Origin of the sequence: Achromobacter sp. (assembly GCF_032113835.1) — a bacterium.
Taxonomy (GTDB): domain Bacteria; phylum Pseudomonadota; class Gammaproteobacteria; order Burkholderiales; family Burkholderiaceae_B; genus Achromobacter.
In genome coordinates this window covers 1-19,939 of sequence record NZ_DAMCTG010000058.1, presented here as the reverse complement: position 1 = coordinate 19,939, position 19,939 = coordinate 1, and the positions used below count along the sequence as shown (strand labels likewise).

Sequence of the window (19,939 nt, the reverse complement as noted above, 5' to 3'; positions counted from 1 at the left end):
TGCGCTGGGGTGTGGGGCGTTAGTTGCCGGACTGCGGCGCGGGCGGCGTGGCTGGTGCGGCAGGCGAGCCTGCATCGGGCGTTGCTGCTGCGGGTGTTTTGTCCGCGGCCGTTCCGGCAGCCGGCGCGCTTTGGGCAGGCGACCCTGCGGCGGGCGCTCCCGCGGCGGGCGCCCCCGTCGCCGGCGTCTTCGCAGGCGACGCATCGCCAGCCGGCGCCGGCTTGTCGCCGCCGGCCTCCGTCGGATTCAGCGTATCCGCCGGCGCATTCGGCGCCACCACCGGGTCTGCGGGCGCGGGCGCCGGGGCGGGCTTGGGCGCGGCGCCCTTCGTCCGCACGGGCGGCTCATGCGGCGCGGCGGCCGCCTGCGCGTCCGGCAGGAACCGCTGCAGCAACTGGAAGAACCCGTCATAGAACTTGGGCCGCGTCACCGTCTGGCTGGCGGTCTTGACCAACGAATCGTCGCTGCCGCCAAAGGGCATGGACACCTGTCCTAGCACGCTGACGCCCACGCTGGCGGAGTTGCCGGTGCGCTTGATCGAATAGCGGTCCTGCACGGCGTTCGCGAACACGGTTGCGCGGTCGTTTCCGCTGCCGTCCGATGCGCACTCGATGTTGAAGCTGATCTGCGTATGCTGCCCGTCCTCGCCCTCGAAGTTCTTGTGGCCGGTAACGCGTGACGGCTCGTACTTGTCGATGAGATACCCCTGGCTCAGCAAGGCGCGCCGGCCCGCGTCGCAGGCGGCGCTGCTGGCGGCCGGGATGCTGCGCGAATAGGTGTCGCTTTCCGCGAAGTCCTCTCGCTCGTAGACGGGCTTGGGGGAAGAACATCCGGCCAGGACGGCCGTCAGGGTGGCAAACAACGGAAAAACAATACGGCGGGTGACGCGAGGCATGAGAGGTCCGGCGTGGGGGGGCGACCTGCATTATCGAACAAGAAGTCCGCTTGTTTATGGGGGACGGGACATGCCGGAGATATGTTGAAACAGGTTCGAACGGCCCGGGACGGCCAATACTGGCTTTCTCCCTGCAAACAGCCGCCCGTCTCCCCCACCGGCTGACGTCGTAATTCGTATCGAATTCGGCGCGGCGCCCAGGCCTGCACGCAACACCGTTCACGGCGCATCAGGGCAGACGACCGCGGAACTGCAGCTGCGCACGCCTGCCGCCGCTCAACGCGCGGCGCGAACCTTGCTCGGCTGCTTGTCCAGCTCGCCCAGGATTTCCGCCGCCAACCGCACGCGCGCTTCGTTCGGATAGTTGCGGTTGGCCAGGATGACGATCCCGAGCTTGCGCGCGGGCACGAATGCCACGTAAGCGCCAAAGCCGTTGGTCGAGCCCGTCTTGTTGATCCAGCTCTCGGCCAGCGGCGCCAAGGGCGGTTGCAGCGCCTGGGCCGGATGGCTCTGGCTGTTCAGCGTGCCGGCGTTGGCCGTCAGCAGCGTGTCCAGCGCCACCGGATAGGGAAACTGTTCCCACGCCATGTCCTGCGTCATTCCGCCGACCTGGTAATAGCCCACGTGGGTATCCGCGAGCGCGCGGCGGATGTCCTTATCCAGCACATCCATGTCCATGCTGGCTTCAACAAAGCGCAGCATGTCGCGCGCGCTGGACTTGACGCCATAGGCTTCGGCCGCGAGCACGCCGGGATTCACGCGCACCGGCGCGCCCTGCTTGTTGTAGCCCTGCGCATAGCGCGACGCCTTGGCGGCGGGCACGTCGATGTAGGTGCTGGACAGGCCCAGCTTCGGAAACAGGTCCTTCTCCATCGCCTGCGCGAAAGGCTGCTTCAGGCTGGCGGCGGCCACGACGCCCAGCATGCCGATGCTGGGGTTGGCATACGACCGATACGTGCCCGGCGCGTGTTCGGGCTTCCATGCCTTCAGGTACTGCATCAACTGCGCGTTGTCGCGCACGTCGTCGGGCACCTGCAACGGAAAGCCGCCCGTGGTGTGCGTGGCAAGGTTCACCAACGACAGCTTGGCGAACTCGGTCCCGGCAAGCTCGGGCACGAACCGCGCCGGGCTGTCGGTCAGCGTCAAAAGGCCCTTGGCCTGCGCGTAGGCGGCAAGCGTCGCGGTGAAGGTCTTGCTGATCGACCCCAGCTCGAAGAGCGTGTCCCGATTGACCGCGCGCCGCGTTTCCAGCGACTCGACGCCGTAGGTGTAGAAGCGCTGGCGGCCCTGATGCGTGACGGCGATCACCATGCCCGCGATGTCGTGCTGCCGCATGACCGCGCGGGCCGCCTCGTTCACGACGCTGTCGATGTAGGGCAATTCAGAGCGGCCGAGGGCCGGGCCGGACACGGAGGCAAGAAGGCCGGCGCAAACCAGGCCGGCGCAGAGGTGTCTACGGATGTTCATGATTCTTCACACTCCCAACGCGGCACCACCTCGAAAGGCGCATCCTCCGCCGGCGGCAACAGCGCCAACGCCGCGTCCGCGGACGCCTCATTGATCCAAACCGCCGAGCCGTCCGCCGGCACTGGCGGGGCATTGGCCGTCAACCGGTCAAGTTCTGCCTGCATCAGCGGCGGCAGGTATTCCTTCAATGCGTTGATGTTCGCCGCGACACAAGCGACCGCCTCGGCTGGCGTGAAGCCATCCTCGACAAGATGCCCCACGTCGGCCGCGCTGCGCACCAGCGCGTCGAACACAAACGCCTCGAACGACGCCCAATCCACACGCGCATCGCCGCTGTCATGCCAGACGAGCGCAACGCCCACGCCGCCACCCGCCGTGGGCGTCAGGCAATAGGCATCGCCCGCGCCGGTTTCCGCGAACGGCAAGAAGCGCCTGCCGTGCTGATAGCCGGGGTTGAGCCATTCCTCTGCCGTTTCGCGCGCCTGCTGCGCGTCGATCCATTCCAGGTCATCCATGCAGGACAGCACGGGCCGCGCGGCCAGCGTGTTGCCCTTCCAGTCGGCGCGCCACGCCGCGCTGTCCTCGCCATAGCCGGTGCGGCCGGCGTCGATCAAACGGGCCAGCATCCCGGGCAAGGGCACGCCGCAATCCTCGGCCAGTTCGGCAAACGTTGCCATTCGTCTCTTTCCTTCGTCAGAATTCAAGCAGGTCCAGGAAGCACTCGGCCTCGACCGGGTCGCCCAGCACAGTGGTCAGCGCCTGCAACGCCCGCGCCCGATGCTCGGGCCTGATTTCCCAGTCATCGTTGCGCAGGTCTTCGTCGGCCTCCAGGCACACGACGCCGACCGCGGCCAGCGCGGCCGCGAACGTCGGCAGATCGGGCGCCACCACATCGGCGTCCCACGCGCCCGTACCGTGCATGGCGTAGAGGATCTCACCGGTTTCGGCATCCAGAATGAAGGGGTCCGCGTTCTGGTCGGCAATCACCAGCCAGTTGTCCTGCCACTCGGCAACGCGTTCGCCGTTCGACGCGTCCCAGCGATAGCCGGCCTGCCGGTCCCACAGCTTGTAAAGCGGCGGAAAGCTGACGTTGGTTTCGGAAAGCGTGATGCCGACCGGCCCCACGTTCTGGTGATAGGTGGCGCCCCACGGGCCCACCTGTTCGTAGAAGTCGGCCAGCACCTGCGGCAGTGCAAGCTCGCCCTGCCACGCATCGCGCGGCTGCGGACGCAGTTCGCCGAATCGCGCGAACTGCGCCCGGATGGATTCAAAGGAATTCATGTTGATGCCAGGCCTGCAGCGGCACCACCGCGGCGGTGAAGGCATCTATCTGAGACATCGAACTGGGGCATGGGGAATCCGGATGTTGAATGTTGCATCGGCTGTCGCACGGGTTATCGCACTGAATTTCGCGCGCGCGCCGCCAGACCGCATTTTGCTACATTTGAACGCCCTGCCCCGATGCGACGCGCAATCGAAGCGCCACCGGGCGGCGGCCGAAGAAAACCGCTTTCGACCACGGACGATCCATGCGCCTACCGTTTGCCGTTTCCGCTTCAACCTTGGCCGCGCTCCTTGCCTGCGCCGGCGCGCACGCGCAGCAATGGTTCGAGGTGCCGCCGCGTCCCGATCACCCCAATGTCTCGATCCGGATCGGGGGACTGCCCGACACCCGGCAAGCATCAGGCAACGCCCGGGGCAAGATGGAACTGCGCTACACCGCCGCGCAGACCCTCCCGGGCGGGGGCAAGCAGCGTGCGCGCTATGACCGGTCAGTGACAGACGTGTTGTTCGATTGCCGGCGGTCGCAAGTAGGCTTTTTGCCGGCCACCAGCTACTACCTGAACGACACCCTGGTCACCACCATCAAGGACGAAACGCTGGATGAAAGCCAGGTGCAGTTCGTGCGCTTTGCGCCGGGCAGCCCGCAGATGAAGGCGTTGCAGGCCGCCTGCGGAAAATAACCGCGCTAAGCCAGCATCAACGCCCCCTGCGCGCGCGCGGGCTCTTGCTCTTGCCCGCGCCGCCCGGCGTCCTCGGACAGCCGGAACACCCCCACCGCCCGCACCAGCTCGCGCGCCTGATCCTGCATCGAGCCGGCGGCCGCGGCGGCTTCCTCGACCAGCGCCGCGTTCTGCTGCGTGACCTCGTCCATCTGCGCCACGGCGCGGTTCACCTGGTCGATGCCGGAGGCCTGCTCGTTCGACGCGGCGGCAATCTCGCCCATGATGTCGGTGACGTGCTGCACGGCAGTGACGATCTCCTGCATGGTCGCGCCGGCCCCTTCGGCCTGACGCGCGCCTGCGCCGACCTTGCCGACGGAATCCTCGATCAAGGTCTTGACCTCGCGTGCGGCCTGCGCGCTGCGCTGCGCCAGCGAGCGGACTTCGCCCGCCACCACGGCAAAGCCCTTGCCCTCCTCGCCCGCGCGGGCCGCTTCGACCGCCGCGTTAAGCGCAAGAATGTTGGTCTGGAACGCGATGCCGTCGATCACCGACACGATGTCTGCAATCTTGTGCGAGCTGGCCGAGATCTCCTGCATGGTGCCGACCACCGCGGACACCGCCACGCCGCCGCGCAGCGCGATTTCCGATGCGCTGGCCGCAAGCTGATTGGCCTGGCGCGCGTTGTCCGCGTTCTGCTTCACAGTCGAGGCCAGCTCCTCCATCGATGCCGCGGTTTCCTCAAGCGATGCCGCCTGCTCTTCAGTGCGGCTGGAAAGATCGGCGTTGCCTGCCGCGATCTGGCCCGACGCGCTGGAAATCGTCTCCGAACCGTGCCGGATCGCACGGACGGCGCCGGCCAGCCGATCCTGCATGTCCTGCAGGGCGTGGAGCAAGCGCCCGGTCTCGTCACGGGAGTCCGCTTCGATCCGCTGGCCCAGGTCGCCACCCGCCACGGTTTCAGCGGCCTTGACCGCACGCGCCAGCGGCCGGGTGATCGACCGGCTGACCCGCCACGCGAGCAGCGCCCCCAGCGCCAGCGCCAGGCCCGCCAGGCCTACGTTCAGACGCTCGGCCTCCTGGATGACGGCCTGGCTTGCGATGCCGGCCTCGTCCATCTCGGCGGACTGCTGTCTGGACAGCGCGATGATGTGATCCTGCAAGCTGTCCAGAATGGGCAGCGTCTCTTGCAGCATGCGCTGGCGGGCGCCGTCGCGATCGCCGCCTTTAAGCATGGCGCCCACCGACTGGAACGACTTCACGTAGCGGCCCCGCGCCTCTTCCAACGTGCGCAACCGGGCGCTGGCATCGGCCGTCTTCATCAACGGCCGCAGCGTGGCCAGGGCGTCGTCGATGCGTTTGCGGTTGGATTCGATCTGCTGGAACAACTTGTCCGTCGCGGCCGGGTCGGCGTTGACGATCAGTTCCAGGTTGACGCGGGCGTTGGCGCGCGTCGTCACGTCGACCACCGAGATCGCGCTGGCCTTGACCCAGGTTTCCTGCGTGATGGCGCGGTTGATGCTGCCGATGCGTGTCAGCTCGAATTGCGACATGCCGGCCAGGGCCAGCAGCAGGGCCAGCACAGCGCCAAAGCCCAGGCCCAGCTTGGTGCCGATGGAGAGATTGCCGAAATGGGTGCGGAGCTTCATGGAGTGCCTCAGGGAAAACCCCAGTCTAGGATTTCCGACACATTTCGCAAACATTTGCACGGGGCGTTGTTTGCGATTCCACAAAGACAACGAAGATAAGGCGCGCGTCAGCAACACTGCTGTAACAAGCTTGACGCCCGCCCGCGCGCGGCAACTTTCAGGCAGTGCGTGCAGCGCGTCCGCCGAGCTACTGGTACCGCTCGCGATACCCCACGGGCGACATGCCGCAGTATTTGTTGAAGATGTCGCGGAAGGCCTTGGTGTCGTTGTAGCCGACCTCGTACATGACTTCGGCGACGCTCTTGCGCGAGCTTTCCAGCCGCTGCTTGGCGGCTTCGACGCGCACGCGCTGCACGTATTCGACGATGCTGTTGCCGGTTGCCTGGCGGAACCGCCGCTCCAGCGTGCGGCGGCCCAATGCGTGACGGCCGGCCAGTTCCTCGACGGTGATCTTTTCCTGGTAGCGGCCTTCGATGTATTCCTGCACCGCCCGCACGATCTCGTCCGCGTGCGACTTCTGCCCCATGAAGACCGAAAACGGCAGCTGGCTCTGGCGGCTCCAGTCCAGCTGGAAATACTTGGCGCACCAGATCGCGGTGTCGCGGTCGGTGTACTTTTCGATCAGGTGCAGGACAAGATGCGCGGCAGAAAACGCGCCGCCGCTCGTATAGACCCCGTTTTCCGCCATGACGACGCGATCGCTGGTCCATTGCACCGTGGGAAAAAGGCTGGCGTACAGATTCTGCGCCACCCAGTGCACCACCGCCTGCTGGCCGTCGAGCACACCGCCCGCGGCGAGCAGCGCGGCGCCCATGCACAGACTGGCGACCTCGCCGCCCTCCCGGTGATGGCGCGACAGCCATTCGATCAGCTCGCGGTTGGACAACACCGCGTCAGACACCGATCCCAGAAGCGGCGGGGCAATGCAGATGTGGATGTCGGTCGCGTCGGCCAGCACCATGTCGGCCTGCACCTTGATGCGTCCGTCGTCCAGGCTGACCTCGCGCGTCAGCGCAAGTGTGCGCACATGGAACCGCGGCTCGCGGCCATGCGCGCGCAGGTATTCGTTGGCCACCATGAAGCCGTGGCGCGCGGTTTCCAGGGACGCAATATTTGTACCCTTGGGCAGCAGGAACGCGACGTTTTTCATGTTGCCAAGCATACGCCTGCACGCTGACGCAATCCACCCGCAAGATTGTCGCAATTGCCTATCTGAAAGCCGCGCGGATCCCGATAAAGTGACTCCTGCCGATCCAGCAATCCGGACGGCGGCCGGAACGGATGCGGACGTCCCGGCCCAAACCAGAACAACACGGACGTGAGGAGTGATCGATGGACAAGTACATAGACGGTTTTCTGCTGTGCGTACCCAAGGCCAACCTGGAGACGTACAAGAAGATGGCCACGCACGCCGAGAGCATCTGGCGTGAACATGGCGCGCTGGATTATCGCGAAGGCGTGGCCGACGACATCGACGGCGAAGGCTTCGCGTCGTTCAGCGCGGCAGCCGGGGCGCGCGAAGGCGAAGTCGTCGTCTTCGCGTGGATCCTGTATCCCAGCAAGGAAGAGCGCAATCGCATCAACGCCAAGGTCATGTCGGACCCGCGCCTGGCGGAAATGTGCTGCGAGGGCGTCTTCGACGTCAAGCGCATGTGCTGGGGCGGCTTCGCCACGCTGGTCGGCAACTAGCGGCCCGGGCACAGCCATTCAATCAACCTGGAGACACAACATGGCCACCCAAGCAGCCAAGCCCATTCCCGACGGCATGCACACGCTGACGCCGCATATCATTTGCGAGGGCGCATCCGACGCCCTCGCCTTCTACAAGAAAGCCTTCAATGCCGAGGAGCTGATGCGGCTGCCCGGCCCCAACGGCAAGATCATGCACGCCGCCATCCGGATCGGCGATTCGGTCCTGATGCTGATGGATGATTTTCCGGAATGGGGCAGCCTGGGACCGAAGGCGCTCAAGGGCACGCCGGCGGTGCTGCACCTGTACGTGACCGACGCCGACGCCTCGATCCAGCAGGCGGTCGCGGCGGGCGCGCAAGTCACGATGCCCGCCGCCGACATGTTCTGGGGCGACCGCTACGGGCAGGTGGTGGATCCGTTCGGCCACCGCTGGTCCATCGCCACGCACATGCAGGACCTCACACCTGAGGAGATCCAGCAGAACATGGCGAAGATGGGACCGATGGACGGCTGCGGCGACCCGTCAAAACAATGATCGCGCGGCCGACGCGGTCCAGTCCGCGCCTGCCACGTTTCATCAAGGGGCCAGTTGCGGATACGGTCCCAGGAAATCCAGCTTGCCGATCGGCACGCCCGCCTGGCGCAGGATGCCGTAGGCGGTCGTCACGTGGAAGTAGAAGTTGGGCAGCGCGAAGGTCAGCAGGTACTCGTCACCCTGGAATTCAGGTTTGAACTCGCCGAAGCTCAGCGTGATGCGGCGGCCTTCGGCGCCGTCGACCTGCTCGGGCTTCACGCTTTCCAGATAGGCGATAGTGTCCGCGACGCGCTGCTGCAATTGCGCGAGCGTGGTCTCGGTGTCGGCGAACTTCGGCGCGTCACCCTGCGACAGCCGCTGCGCCGCGAACTTCGAGGCGTCGCTGGCCCGCTGCACCTGACCCGACAGCGGGTACATGTCGGGCGCGAGGCGCGCGTTGACGAGTTCCGCGGGATCGATGCCGGTCGCCTGCGCGTGCGCGGCGGCCTTTTCAAGCAACGCGGCCAGCACGTTCAGGCCGCGGATGAAGACAGGCACGGACGCCTGGTACATGGACAGGGGCATATCGACGATTTCCGTAAAGGTTGGGATTGGCGAAGGGCGTCAACGGGCACCGCGCGCCGGACGCTTCGGGATTGCAGCGATGTTACGCCGCCCCGGCGCCGCCCGGGCGCCGATGGCGGCGACAACATCATTCTGGATGCCTGGACAATCCAGCGCGCCGCTGCCCCTGAAAGAACCGCCACACCAGCGCGGAGGCGTCCGGCCCGCTGCGCGCGTGATACCGGATGGCGGGATCGCCGCCACTCCAGGCGTGTTCAAGCCGCGTGATCTCGCAGAGCCGCAGCACCGTCTTGCGCCCGCGCAGCACATCCACCCGGCGGTACGCCTTTTCGGTGCCCAATCCCAGCACGCGCTCGACCGGCAACGCGTGCGGATCGGCGCCATTCAAGGTGCGGAACTGCTCGAACAACTGCCGGGCATTACGCGGCGCCACGGCCGGATCGAGCTGCCCGTGCAGGATCAACGCCGGCATGCCCAGCTCAAAGACGGCCGGGTCCGCCACGGATTCCACCAGCGGCGCCAACGGCTTGATGCTGCCGCGCCGCATGGTGCTCAGGCCGTTGCCCGCGTTATGCGCGTCGCCCACAACCGGCCCCGAGTGCATGGCCACCGCGGCGATCAGATCGGGATGACGCAAGGCGACCAACGCCGCCATGCCCGCCCCCGCCGACAGGCCCGCCACATAGATGCGGCCGGGGTCCAGGCCATGGCGGGCGACTTCAGACCGGATCAGGGCCGCGATCAGATCGGCCTCGGCCCCGCCGTGGTCGTCATCCGGCTGAAACCAGCGCCAGCAACGCTGCACCTGACGCGCCAGGGATTGTTGCGGATACAACACCATGAAATCGCCGGCATCCGCCCACTGATTCATGCGCGTCCCGCGCGCGAAGGCCACCGAGGTCTGCCGGCAGCCGTGAAGCATCACGACCAGCGGCATGCCGGCGGCGGTGGCGGTTGCGGTGGATGCGGCGGACGCGGGGGTGTAGCGGGAAAAGGCCAGCCGGCGGCCGGTCCGGTCCGAAAACTGGCGGGAGGCCTCCCAGCGGCCCGCGCCAAGCGACGCCGCCTCGGGCGCCGCTGCCCTGCCCGCGCCCGTGGAACCGGCCGGCCGCGCCGTCTTGACCGCGCGCCCCGGCGTGGCGCCGATGGGCGTCTTGCGCGCCGATGCGGCGCGCTTGCGGACGGGTTTGGGGGCCGCCATGCGCATCGCCGCGCGCTGGAGCCGGGAGATCTTCTTTGCCGCTTTGAAAAACAGACTGCTGAAACTGCGCGCCATTGCTAGGGCCTGTTCGGTAGTTCCTGTTTGCCGCGCCGCCCGGGGTGCCGGGGTTGGCGGCGCCGGACGGGGGGCGCCGCGGCTACGCCGCTCCGCAAGCCGGATGCCTGTCGTCTGATGCGGGCGTGAGGATGGGCGGCAAGGGCGCCCTAACCGAAAGACCAAGTGCCGGATTCATGAGTGCTTCCTCGAAGAGTGTCGATCACGGCGCGCATGGCGCGGCCGACGTGCAAGCCCGAAGTGAAGAACGCGCGACGCCTCTGTTGGGCGGTTTGTTCGCGAGGTGAATGTATCACAGCGTAACGAAGTTGCGATCGGTCAAGCCGACCGGACGCGCGCCTTGAGCGCGCATGGCAAAAAGCCTAAGGTGGAAAACTTGTCATCAACGGGCTCCCCATGTTTCCCAACGACCGACCCCAGACCCTGGGCGAAGAAATCGCCAACAGCATCAGCCACGGCGTGGGCGCCGTGGGCGCGCTGGCCGGCACGCCGCTCCTGATTGCCGCCGCCGTGCGCCAGGGCGATGCCGCCTTCATCGCCGGCGCCGCCGTGTTTGCCGCGTCGATGTGCCTGCTGTACCTCGCGTCCGCCATCTATCACGCCCTGCCCCGCTGCCGCGCCAAACAGATCTTCAACGTGCTGGACCACTCGGCCATCTACCTGCTCATCGCGGGCACCTACACCCCGTTCGCGCTGGGCGCGCTGCGCGGCCCGTGGGGGTGGACCCTCTTCGGACTGGTGTGGGGCCTGGCGCTGCTGGGCGTGGGCCTGAAGGCCAGCAAGCGGCTCAACCGTCCCGCGCTGTCCACCGGCCTGTATCTGGCGATGGGCTGGATCGTCGTCATCGCCGTCAAACCTCTGCTGGAACTGGTGCCGGCCGGTGGCCTGTGGTGGCTGGTGGCCGGCGGCCTCGCCTACACCGGCGGCGTCGTGTTCTTCGTGTTCGACAACCGCTGGCGCTATAGCCATTTCATCTGGCATCTGTTCGTGCTGGCCGGCACCGTCTGCCATTTCTTCGCGGTGTTCTGGTACGCGGCCTAAGCACGCAAAAGCGCCCCATCCGCCTCCGAAGGACAAACCTAAGGACACATCGCGGCCAGCAGCGACTACGAAACTGCGCAAAACGTTTCGAACGCAAGGCGCCGGCCTCCCCCGGGGCTGCCCCCGCGCCGTGCGTCGGGGATCTCGTGGTCTGCCGACACAGGAAAACACATCGCGAAACTTGTCCCACGGCGGTCCGGCTGGTCATCATGGTCGGACTTTCAACCGGAACAAGGAGTTTTCATGCAGCGTTCCAAATATGCATTCCTATCCGCCGCCATTCTGACGACGGCGCTGTCCGGTGCCCCTGCCCTGGCTCAACAGGCCGCCCAGGCTCCGGCGCAGACGCAAGCTCAGCCGGGCATGGCGCCCGCCGTGCAGAAGCCGACGGACCAACAATTGCAGAAGTTCGCTTCGGCCTCGATGAAGATTTCTGGCGTCGTTGACGAGTACCGCCCGAAGGTCGACGCCGCCAAGACTGACGACGCCAAGCAGAAGGTCGTCAAGGAAGCGGACGAAAAGATGGTCAAGCTGGTCCGCGCGGACGGTCTGACGGTCGAGGAATTCAACGGCATCGGCCAGGCCGTGCAGCAGGATCCCCAGCTTCGCGATCGCCTGATGAAGATGCAGCCGGCGCGCTAAGCCGAAGCATCGACGGGCGCCTAGCCGCACCCTGCACGGGACGCCCAATAAAGTTAAGGCGCCGCATGTCCTGAACGGGACATGCGGCGCCTTGCGCATTGCGGGCGGGCTGGCCGTCTCGTGTCGAATCAGGTCTTCAGGCGGTAGCCCGTCTTGAAGATCCAGCGCACACCGATCAGGCACGCCACCAGGAAGGCCAGCGTCATCCCCACGCTGACGCCGATGCTGACGTCCGCCACGCCAAAGAACGCCCAGCGGAACCCGCTGACCAGGTAGACGACAGGGTTGAACAGCGTGACGGTCTGCCAGAACGGCGGCAGCATGTTGATCGAATAGAACGTGCCGCCCAGAAAGGTCAGCGGCGTGATGATCATCAGCGGAATGATCTGCAACTTTTCAAACCCGTCGGCCCAGATCCCGATGATGAAGCCGAACAGGCTGAATGTCACAGCGGTAAGCACCAGGAACGACAGCATCCAGATCGGATGCGCCACGTCGAACGTCACGAACAGGCGCGCGGTGGCCAGCATGATGAGGCCCAGGATGATGGACTTGCTGGCAGCTGCTCCCACGTACCCCGCCAGGATTTCCACATAGGAAATGGGCGCAGAATGGATCTCGTAGATCGTGCCGGAAAAACGCGGCATGTAGATGCCGAACGAGGCGTTGGCCACGCTCTGCGTCAGCAGCGACAGCATGATCATGCCCGGAACGATGAACGCCCCGTAGCTCACGCCGTCGATCTCGACCATGTGCGAACCGATGGCCGAGCCGAACACGACAAAATAGAGAGACGTCGAAATCACCGGCGACAGCACGCTTTGCATGAGCGTGCGCCAGGCGCGGGCCATTTCGAAAAGGTAGATGGCGCGTATGGCGTAGAAGTTCATGATTGACCGTGCACCAGGCTGACAAAGATGTCCTCGAGCGAGCTTTCCGAGGTGTTCAGATCTGCGAATTCGATCTGCAGGCGGCTCAGGTCCTGCAGCAGACGAGAAATATCGCCGCCCCGCTCGTTGTCGTAGGTATAGACGAGCTTGTAGCCGTCGGGCGAAAGCTCAAGCTGGTAGGCGTCCAGCGCCGTCGGAATGCCCGGCAGCGGCGCCTTCAGCGTCAACGCAAGCTGGCGTTTGCCCAGCTTGGCCATCAGCGCATTCTTTTCCTCGACCAGGATGATCTCGCCCTTGCGGATCACGCCGATGCGGTCCGCCATTTCCTGGGCTTCTTCGATGTAGTGCGTGGTGAGGATGATGGTGACGCCGCTTTCGCGCAGGCGCCGCACCATTTCCCACATGCCGCGCCGCAATTCGACGTCGACGCCCGCGGTGGGCTCGTCCAGGAACAGGATGGCCGGTTCGTGCGACAGCGCCTTGGCAATCATGACGCGCCGCTTCATGCCGCCGGACAGCGCCATGATGCGGCTGTCCTTCTTGTCCCACAGCGACAGATCGCGCAGGACCTTTTCGATATAGGCGGGATCGGCCGGCTTGCCGAACAAGCCGCGGCTGAAGGTGACCGTGTTCCAGACGCTTTCGAAGGCGTCCGTGGAGATCTCCTGCGGCACCAGTCCGATCTTGGACCGGGCGGCGCGGAAATCGGACACGATGTCGTGGCCATCAGCCAGCACCGTGCCGTGGGTGGGATTGACGATGCCGCAGATGATGCTGATCAGCGTCGTCTTGCCCGCGCCGTTCGGCCCGAGCAATGCGAAGATTTCGCCCCGCTGGATGTCCAGACTGACATTCTTGAGCGCCTGGAATCCCGACGCATATTGCTTGGATAAGCCTTGTACTGAAATGACTGGCTGCACGCGAGCCCCCAACTTGACCATAGCCGGAGGATTTTACCCGTCGCGCAGCCCGCGCTTGTTCAACCTGGCGGAACGGTGTGTTTTCTTTTTGGGAACACTGGCCCTAGAAGTCGTCGTCCTCTTCGACTTTCGGCATCAGGTACGCGGTCAGTGTGCTGGACAGGCCGGCCATCACCCACAAGACAAAGAACGACACCGTGTAGAAGCCCATTCTGCTTGTAGGGACGTGTCCGAAGATGGCCACGTCCAGCGGATCGATCAGGGCAAAGATCAGCGCGCTTCCTGCGGCGGCCGCCATGAACGACGGCCACAGGATCCACATCAATGATCGCAATCCCATGCGTGAACTCCCCCGATCAAGGTTTGGCGGCCGCGGGGCTGGCGGCCGGCGGGGTCTGGCTTGCAGCCGTGCCGGCCGCCGTCTGTTCAATGACCAGACCGCGCTTGACGACGCCCTCCTGGATGGGCTGGCTGGCAAATTGGGTCATCGCGAAGTAGATCGTGATGAAGCAGCCGACCATGGCGGCGAACGGGCCGGCCATCAGGATCCACGGCCAGGGCTCGCGGTACCAGGGTTTGGCAAGGCGCGCCGCGTCGGCGGAGTCCAGGGTGATGTGTGCAGTGTTCATGAAATTCCTTGTAGTGGCCAGGGCGGATGAAAGCCCTACTCGGGCACGTAAAAGCTGACGGCTTCGTCGGTTTCGATCTGCCGGTTCTCGCCGTCCTGCCCCTTGGCGCGCAGCGTGATGGGATGGGCGCCAGGCGCCGCGCCCGCCGGCGCGCGGATGACCATGGGCACCAGCTTGTTGGCGGCGGGTTCAACGTCGACCACGTCCGAACCCTGCTGACCCGCCACTACCGCCAGGTCGGGCATGCCTTCGGCCGTCAGGCGCAGGCGCATCGGCGCATCCGACGTGTTGATGATCTGCAGGCGGTAGACGTTTTCGATCATGCCGCCGGCGACTTCGCGGCCGAGCACACCGCGGTCGCGGATCACATCGACGCGCAGCGGATTGCGGACCACCAGCGAGACGACGAAGGCGATCGCCAGCCCGAGGATCAACGTGCCGTAGATCAGGACGCGGGGCCGCAGCAGATGCGACCGCGCGCTCTTCGTGGACAGGCCATCCTGCATGGCGCGGTCGGACGTGTAGCGGATAAGGCCCGGCTCGTACTGCATCTTGTCCATCACCTGGTCACAGGCGTCAATGCAGGCCCCGCACCCGATGCACATGTATTGCAGGCCGTCGCGGATGTCGATGCCGGTCGGGCAGACCTGCACGCAAAGACTGCAGTCGACGCAGTCGCCCAGCCCTTTCGCCTTGTGATCGACCTTGCGCGAGCGGCCACCACGGGGGTCGCCGCGGCGCTTGTCGTACGTGACGACGAAGGTGTCCGGGTCGACCATCACACTCTGGAAGCGGGCGTACGGGCACATGTACTTGCACACCGATTCGCGCATGAAGCCGGCGTTGCCCCAGGTGGCGAAACCGTAGAACAGCATCCAGAACCACTGCCAGGGTCCGAGCTGCAGCGCAAAGAGTTCGTGACCGAGTTCGCGGATGGGCGCGAAATAACCGATGAAGGTCGACCCCGTCCACCAGGCCAATGCGATCCAAAGGAAATGCTTGGTGAACTTCAGGCGGAACTTGCGCCAGCTCCAGGGCGATTCGTCCAACCGGATGCGCGCGATGCGGTCGCCTTCGACCTTGCGCTCGATCCACATGAAGATTTCGGTGTAGACGGTCTGGGGACAGGCGTAGCCGCAGAACAGGCGTCCGGCCACGGCGGTGAAGAGAAACAGCGCCAATGCCGAAATGACCAGCAGCACGGCAAGGTACACGACATCCTGCGGCCACAGCACCAGGCCAAACAGATAGAACTTGCGCGCGCCCAGGTCGAACAGCACCGCCTGCCGGCCGTTCCATTGCAGCCAGGGCAAGCCGTAAAAGATGATCTGCGTGATAAAGACGAACGCGATACGCCAGCGGGCAAAGATGCCACTGACGGATCGCGGATAGATCTTGCTGCGCACCCCCGCCAACGTCTGTTCCAGGGTCTCCTGGCCAGGACGCGGCGGCCGTGTGTGCGGCCGCCAGGGCGGCGGGTCACCGCCAGGCGAACTGCTGACGCTTGCGGTTGACCCATCTTCCATTTGCTGCTCCGTGCTTGTAAGTGCTTAGTGATATGGGAGGCCGCCGCGCGGCCTCCCATTTACGTGCTGCCGGCTCACTGCTTGGCCGTGCTGGCCTCGGCCGGCGCTGCAGCGGTCTGCTTCGACGCGTCGGGCTTGTTGGACAGTCCCCAGACCCACGCAGTCAGGATCTTGATCTGCTCGGGACTCAGGATGTGCTCATGCGCCGGCATGCGGTTGTCGCGGCCGTCAAGAATGGTCTTGACGATGCTGGCTTCCGAGCTGCCGTACAGCCAGACGTCGTCCGTCAGGTTCGGCGCGCCGACGAGCTGGTTGCCCTTGCCATCGACACCGTGACAGGCGACGCAGAAGTTGGCGAATTCACGCTTGCCGCGGAACACGCGGACCGGATCGGCGGTCAGGCCCGACAGCGAACGCACGTATTGCGCGATGTCGCCGGCCATCTTGGGATCGATCGACGCCTTCCAGGGCGGCATGATGCCGTGGCGGCCTTGCTTGATGGTCTGCATGATGGCTTCGGGCGAGCCGCCGTGCAGCCAGTCGCCGTCCGTCAGGTTGGGAAAGCTGGGCGCACCCTTGGCGTCGGAGCCATGGCACTGCGCGCAGGTGTTCAGGAAGAGACGCTGGCCGATTTCACGGGCGCCCGGATCCTGCGCAATCTGCGGCACCGTCATGGTCTCGAAGCGCGCGTAGATGGGGCGGACGGCTTCGGCCATCTTGGCCTGCTGCTGCGCCACTTCGTCGGCGCTGCTGTAGCCCAGCTTGCCCTTGTACTCGCCCAGGCCCGGCATCAGGAAGAGATATCCCAATGCGAAAGCGCAGGCCAGCAGATACATCCACGTCCACCAGGTGGGGACCGGGTTGTTGAGCTCGGTCAGGTCGCCGTCCCAGACGTGGCCGGTGTCCTCGACCTGGCCGTTGGCCGGCTTGGCGCTGAGCCAGCGGCGTTGCGTGTACAGCAGCCACACGCACCACACCACCCCGCCCACGGCGACGATCGAGATGAAATACCCCCAGAAGCCATTGACGAAATCGCTCATGACCGATTCGCTCCATCTTGTTGTGCCTGCCCGAATTCATCGGGCAGTGCGAACGGCAACATGGCCGATTCGCGGTTGGCGCCCTGGCGGCCGCGCGAGCAGGCCCACCAGACGATGCCGAAAAAGGTTGCCATCGAGATGGCGGTGACGATTGCGCTCAGGTAGCCGACCATGATCAGCCTCCCGTGGCCGCAGGCGCGGCGGGTTGCACGGCGGATTGGGCGGCGGGCTGCTGGGCCTTCTTGGCGGCTTCGGCCTTGGCCTCTTCGGCCTGCTTGGCCAACTGCGCCTTGCGTACGCCGACGCCCAGTCCTTGCAGGTATTCCACCAGCGCGTCTTCTTCTGTCTTGCCTTCGATGGCCTTGGGCGCGGCGGCGATTTCCTCGTCGGTGTAGGGCACGCCCAGGGCGCGCAGGGCGCGCATGCGCTGGTCGACGTTCTGGCCGGTGATGACCGTCTTTTCCAGCCACGGATAGGCGGGCATGTTGGATTCCGGCACCACCTTGCGCGGATCGCGCAGGTGGATGCGGTGCCAGTCGTCGGAGTAGCGTTCGCCGACACGCGCCAGGTCGGGACCCGTGCGCTTGGAACCCCACAGGAACGGGTGATCGAACACCGACTCGGACGCCAGCGAGTACGACCCGTAGCGCTGGACCTCGGCGGCGAGCACGCGCACCTGTTGCGAGTGGCAGCCGACGCAGCCTTCGCGGATGTAGACGTCGCGACCCATCAGCCGCAGCGGGCTGTAGGGTTCGACGCCCGCCACGGGCTGGGTGGTGCTGTGCTGGAAGAACAGCGGGATGATTTGCACCAGGCCTGCGAAGGAGACCACCAGGATGCTGGCGATGATCATCCAGCCGATGTTCTTCTCGAGGGTCTGATGAGAAAAGAAGCCGTGATTCTTGTTGGCCATGATGTCCTCGTCAAACAGTGGCCGGCTCGGCGGTCGCGGGGACCGTCGGACGGGCGGCGTGGGGATCGTCTTGCGGAATGGCGGGGTTGACCGCGGTCGCGCCGATCACCGTCTTCCATACGTTCCAGGCCATGACGAACACACCGCACAAGAACAGGGTTCCACCCAGCAAACGGATCAGGTAGTACGGAACGCGCGTCTTCAGTTCCTCGACGAAGCTGTAGACCAGGGTGCCGTCCGGCGCCGTGTCGCGCCACATCAGGCCCTGCTGCACGCCGGCGATCCACATGGCGGCGATGTACAGCACCACGCCGATGGTCGCGATCCAGAAGTGCAGTTCGATGGCCTTGACGCTGTACATCTTTTCGCGGCCGTAGAGGCGCGGGATCAGGTAGTAGAGCGAGCCGAAGGAGATCATGGCGACCCAGCCCAGCGCGCCGGAGTGCACGTGGCCGATGGTCCAGTCCGTGTAGTGCGACAGCGCGTTCACGGTGCGGATCGACATCATCGAACCTTCGAACGTGGACATGCCGTAGAAGGACAGCGCGGTGACCATGAACTTCAGGATCGGGTCGGTGCGCAGCTTGTACCAGGCGCCCTGCAGCGTCATGATGCCGTTGATCATGCCGCCCCAGGAAGGCGCCAGCAGGATCAGCGAGAAGGTCATGCCCAGCGACTGGGTCCAGTCGGGCAGCGAGGTGTACAGCAGGTGGTGCGGGCCCGCCCACATGTACGTGAAAGCCAGCGCCCAGAAGTGGACGATGGACAGGCGGTACGAGTAGATGGGACGGCCGGCCTGCTTGGGCACGAAGTAATACATCATGCCCAGGAAGCTGGTGGTCAGGAAGAAGCCCACCGCGTTGTGGCCGTACCACCACTGCACCATGGCGTCCTGTACGCCCGCGTAGGCGGAGTAGGACTTCCACATCGACACCGGCATTTCAATGTTGTTGAAGATGTGCAGGATGGCGATGGTGAGGATGTACGAGCCGAAGAACCAGTTGGCCACGTAGATGTGCTTGGACCGGCGCTTGATGATGGTGCCGAAGAACACGATGGCGTAGGCGACCCAGACCAGCGTGATCAGGATGTCGATGGGCCATTCGAGTTCGGCGTATTCCTTGCTGCTGGTAAAGCCCATCGGCAAGGTGATGGCGGCGGCGACGATGACGACCTGCCAGCCCCAGAACGTGAAGGCGGCGAGTTTGTCGCAGAACAGGCGCGCCTGACAGGTGCGCTGGACGACGTAATAGGACGTCGCGAAAAGAGCGCTGCCGCCGAAGGCGAAGATCACGGCGTTGGTGTGCAGCGGGCGCAGGCGGCCGTAGCTGAGCCATGCGGTGTCGAAATTCAATTGAGGCCAAATTAGCTGAGCGGCCAGAAAAACACCGACAGCCATGCCGACAATGCCCCAGACCACGGTCATGATGGCGAACTGCCGCACGACCTTGTAGTTGAAGGTATCGGACTTGCTTGCGATTGCGGGGCAATCGTTCATCACCCATCCCCTAAAGTAACAAGAACTTCCAGGCTTCGATGATGGGACTAGTCACTCGAGAGGGCGTTGATTTGGATCAACCGGGTAGCGACGCCTTGGACATCGCTGCATAACCGCAACGCTCTTAGGGGTATCTGGCCGTGAAAAGCCTGGCGGACGCGCCGCGGCAGGGCTGGCGACGAGGTCCGCGGCGGCGGTCAGCGATGGCTGTCAGCGGCGCGGTCAGCGATCGCAATTAGCGGCGGCAATCGACGGCTGCGATCCTGCGCAGCCATCAACGGCGGCCGGCCGCGCCGCTGTCGTCGTCGCGCAGGATGGCTGTGCCGGCGCTGTCGGTGTCGTCGTACTGGCCGTTGAAGACGGCCCACCACAGTGATACGCCGATCGCCAGCACGAAAAGCAACGACAGCGGCAGAAGCAGATAGAGGATGGTCATGACGCGGCCCCCAACGCGGCGCCGGCGGTCAGGTTGCCCGACCAATCGCGGCGGCACAGGCGCCAGGAGTTGTAGGCCACGGCCAGCGACGACACCAGCATGGTGATGGCGGCAAGCCAGGGCGTGACCCAGCCAACCAGGGCCAGCGGCGTCATCAGCAGATGCCAGACGAGCGAGACGTAGAGGTTTTGCCGCGCCTTGCGCCGGGCCTCGGCAAGCAGCGCGTCAAGCGCGGCTTCGGGCATGTCGGGGTGCGCGGCCAGTGCGCTGTGCGCGGAGGCCATGGCGGTGGGCACGGCCATGGACATGGCGCACGGACAGCTCATGACCAGCAGCGCCACCATGACGGGGATGCTGTGGGCGGGATCGATGTAGGCCCAGCC

The 19,939-nt window shown here is 65.3% G+C and carries 23 protein-coding genes and 1 pseudogene; 5 read left to right on the top strand and 19 right to left on the bottom strand.

Going from position 1 to position 19,939, the window contains the following annotated elements; genetic code table 11:
• Nucleotides 1–19 precede the first annotated feature (19 nt).
• From RT697_RS18725 to RT697_RS18710, 4 genes are all read right to left on the bottom strand, one after another.
• Nucleotides 20–895 carry a DUF2242 domain-containing protein gene (locus RT697_RS18725; protein ID WP_313700929.1) on the bottom strand — a complete coding sequence of 292 codons (876 nt, stop codon included), beginning with the start codon at nucleotides 893–895 and terminating at the stop codon, nucleotides 20–22.
• Nucleotides 896–1,171: 276 nt separating this feature from the next.
• Nucleotides 1,172–2,362, bottom strand: a complete 1,191-nt coding sequence (gene blaAMZ / locus RT697_RS18720) for an AMZ family class C beta-lactamase (protein ID WP_313700928.1) — start codon at nucleotides 2,360–2,362, stop codon at nucleotides 1,172–1,174.
• On the bottom strand, nucleotides 2,359–3,039 hold the full coding sequence (locus tag RT697_RS18715) for an SMI1/KNR4 family protein (RefSeq protein ID WP_313700927.1): 681 nt from the start codon (nucleotides 3,037–3,039) through the stop codon (nucleotides 2,359–2,361). The genes blaAMZ and RT697_RS18715 overlap by 4 nt, the downstream gene beginning before the upstream one ends.
• A 16-nt stretch (nucleotides 3,040–3,055) precedes the next feature.
• Entirely contained in the window at nucleotides 3,056–3,643 is a 588-nt protein-coding gene (locus RT697_RS18710) for an SUKH-4 family immunity protein (RefSeq protein WP_313700925.1), read from the bottom strand.
• Nucleotides 3,644–3,891: 248 nt separating this feature from the next.
• Here RT697_RS18710 and RT697_RS18705 point away from each other — a divergent pair, with 248 nt between their 5' ends.
• Nucleotides 3,892–4,326, top strand: coding sequence for a hypothetical protein (locus tag RT697_RS18705; RefSeq protein WP_313700924.1), 435 nt, complete (start codon nucleotides 3,892–3,894; stop codon nucleotides 4,324–4,326).
• A 5-nt stretch (nucleotides 4,327–4,331) separates the two neighbouring features.
• Here the strand turns inward: RT697_RS18705 and RT697_RS18700 are convergent, their stop codons facing one another.
• Together RT697_RS18700 and RT697_RS18695 are read right to left on the bottom strand one after the other, a co-directional pair.
• Nucleotides 4,332–5,954, bottom strand: coding sequence for a methyl-accepting chemotaxis protein (locus RT697_RS18700; protein WP_313700923.1), 1,623 nt, complete (start codon nucleotides 5,952–5,954; stop codon nucleotides 4,332–4,334).
• A 187-nt stretch (nucleotides 5,955–6,141) separates the two neighbouring features.
• The gene (locus RT697_RS18695; protein WP_313700921.1) at nucleotides 6,142–7,116 is read right to left on the bottom strand and encodes a helix-turn-helix domain-containing protein; all 975 of its coding nucleotides are present in this window, start codon (nucleotides 7,114–7,116) and stop codon (nucleotides 6,142–6,144) included.
• Nucleotides 7,117–7,286: 170 nt separating this feature from the next.
• On the opposite strand from RT697_RS18695, the gene RT697_RS18690 reads away from it, so the two are divergent.
• Both RT697_RS18690 and RT697_RS18685 read left to right on the top strand, forming a co-directional pair.
• The gene (locus tag RT697_RS18690; RefSeq protein ID WP_313700920.1) at nucleotides 7,287–7,643 is read left to right on the top strand and encodes a DUF1428 domain-containing protein; all 357 of its coding nucleotides are present in this window, start codon (nucleotides 7,287–7,289) and stop codon (nucleotides 7,641–7,643) included.
• A 40-nt stretch (nucleotides 7,644–7,683) separates the two neighbouring features.
• Nucleotides 7,684–8,181: a VOC family protein gene (locus RT697_RS18685; protein WP_313700918.1), complete on the top strand. Its 498-nt coding sequence runs from the start codon at nucleotides 7,684–7,686 to the stop codon at nucleotides 8,179–8,181.
• A 42-nt stretch (nucleotides 8,182–8,223) separates the two neighbouring features.
• On the opposite strand, the gene RT697_RS18680 is transcribed toward RT697_RS18685, so the two are convergent.
• Complete coding sequence (locus RT697_RS18680) at nucleotides 8,224–8,745, bottom strand: DUF1993 domain-containing protein (protein ID WP_313700916.1); 522 nt, start codon at nucleotides 8,743–8,745, stop codon at nucleotides 8,224–8,226.
• A gap of 127 nt (nucleotides 8,746–8,872) precedes the next feature.
• A complete protein-coding gene (locus tag RT697_RS18675; protein ID WP_313700914.1) occupies nucleotides 8,873–9,946 on the bottom strand; it encodes a PHB depolymerase family esterase in 1,074 nt (357 codons plus the stop codon).
• 471 nt (nucleotides 9,947–10,417) lie between these two features.
• Here RT697_RS18675 and trhA point away from each other — a divergent pair, with 471 nt between their 5' ends.
• Nucleotides 10,418–11,062, top strand: coding sequence for a PAQR family membrane homeostasis protein TrhA (gene trhA, locus RT697_RS18670; RefSeq protein ID WP_313700912.1), 645 nt, complete (start codon nucleotides 10,418–10,420; stop codon nucleotides 11,060–11,062).
• Nucleotides 11,063–11,305: 243 nt separating this feature from the next.
• Entirely contained in the window at nucleotides 11,306–11,704 is a 399-nt protein-coding gene (locus tag RT697_RS18665) for a DUF4168 domain-containing protein (RefSeq protein ID WP_313700910.1), read from the top strand.
• A 128-nt stretch (nucleotides 11,705–11,832) separates the two neighbouring features.
• Here the strand turns inward: RT697_RS18665 and RT697_RS18660 are convergent, their stop codons facing one another.
• The 11 genes and pseudogenes from RT697_RS18660 to RT697_RS18610 all read right to left on the bottom strand — a co-directional run.
• Nucleotides 11,833–12,594 (bottom strand): ABC transporter permease, encoded by a 762-nt coding sequence (locus tag RT697_RS18660; RefSeq protein ID WP_312436885.1) that lies wholly within the window; start codon nucleotides 12,592–12,594, stop codon nucleotides 11,833–11,835.
• On the bottom strand, nucleotides 12,591–13,514 hold the full coding sequence (locus RT697_RS18655) for an ABC transporter ATP-binding protein (protein WP_175183935.1): 924 nt from the start codon (nucleotides 13,512–13,514) through the stop codon (nucleotides 12,591–12,593). The genes RT697_RS18660 and RT697_RS18655 overlap by 4 nt, the downstream gene beginning before the upstream one ends.
• Nucleotides 13,515–13,617: 103 nt before the next feature.
• On the bottom strand, nucleotides 13,618–13,854 hold the full coding sequence (locus tag RT697_RS18650) for a hypothetical protein (protein WP_313700907.1): 237 nt from the start codon (nucleotides 13,852–13,854) through the stop codon (nucleotides 13,618–13,620).
• A gap of 16 nt (nucleotides 13,855–13,870) precedes the next feature.
• Nucleotides 13,871–14,143 (bottom strand): FixH family protein, encoded by a 273-nt coding sequence (locus RT697_RS18645; protein ID WP_313700905.1) that lies wholly within the window; start codon nucleotides 14,141–14,143, stop codon nucleotides 13,871–13,873.
• Between the two features lie 35 nt (nucleotides 14,144–14,178).
• Entirely contained in the window at nucleotides 14,179–15,669 is a 1,491-nt protein-coding gene (gene ccoG, locus RT697_RS18640) for a cytochrome c oxidase accessory protein CcoG (RefSeq protein ID WP_313700903.1), read from the bottom strand.
• Between the two features lie 74 nt (nucleotides 15,670–15,743).
• Nucleotides 15,744–16,709, bottom strand: coding sequence for a cytochrome-c oxidase, cbb3-type subunit III (gene ccoP, locus RT697_RS18635; protein WP_313700901.1), 966 nt, complete (start codon nucleotides 16,707–16,709; stop codon nucleotides 15,744–15,746).
• The gene (locus RT697_RS18630; RefSeq protein WP_056563017.1) at nucleotides 16,706–16,882 is read right to left on the bottom strand and encodes a cbb3-type cytochrome oxidase subunit 3; all 177 of its coding nucleotides are present in this window, start codon (nucleotides 16,880–16,882) and stop codon (nucleotides 16,706–16,708) included. The genes ccoP and RT697_RS18630 overlap by 4 nt, the downstream gene beginning before the upstream one ends.
• A 2-nt stretch (nucleotides 16,883–16,884) precedes the next feature.
• On the bottom strand, nucleotides 16,885–17,622 hold the full coding sequence (gene ccoO / locus RT697_RS18625) for a cytochrome-c oxidase, cbb3-type subunit II (protein WP_313700899.1): 738 nt from the start codon (nucleotides 17,620–17,622) through the stop codon (nucleotides 16,885–16,887).
• 10 nt (nucleotides 17,623–17,632) lie between these two features.
• On the bottom strand, nucleotides 17,633–19,120 hold the full coding sequence (gene ccoN / locus RT697_RS18620; RefSeq protein ID WP_313700897.1) for a cytochrome-c oxidase, cbb3-type subunit I: 1,488 nt from the start codon (nucleotides 19,118–19,120) through the stop codon (nucleotides 17,633–17,635).
• Nucleotides 19,121–19,394: 274 nt separating this feature from the next.
• Nucleotides 19,395–19,556 (bottom strand): cbb3-type cytochrome oxidase assembly protein CcoS, encoded by a 162-nt coding sequence (ccoS, locus tag RT697_RS18615; RefSeq protein ID WP_105239608.1) that lies wholly within the window; start codon nucleotides 19,554–19,556, stop codon nucleotides 19,395–19,397.
• Nucleotides 19,553–19,939: pseudogene (locus tag RT697_RS18610) on the bottom strand (hypothetical protein); the annotation flags it as partial. The pseudogene RT697_RS18610 and the gene ccoS, both read right to left, overlap by 4 nt.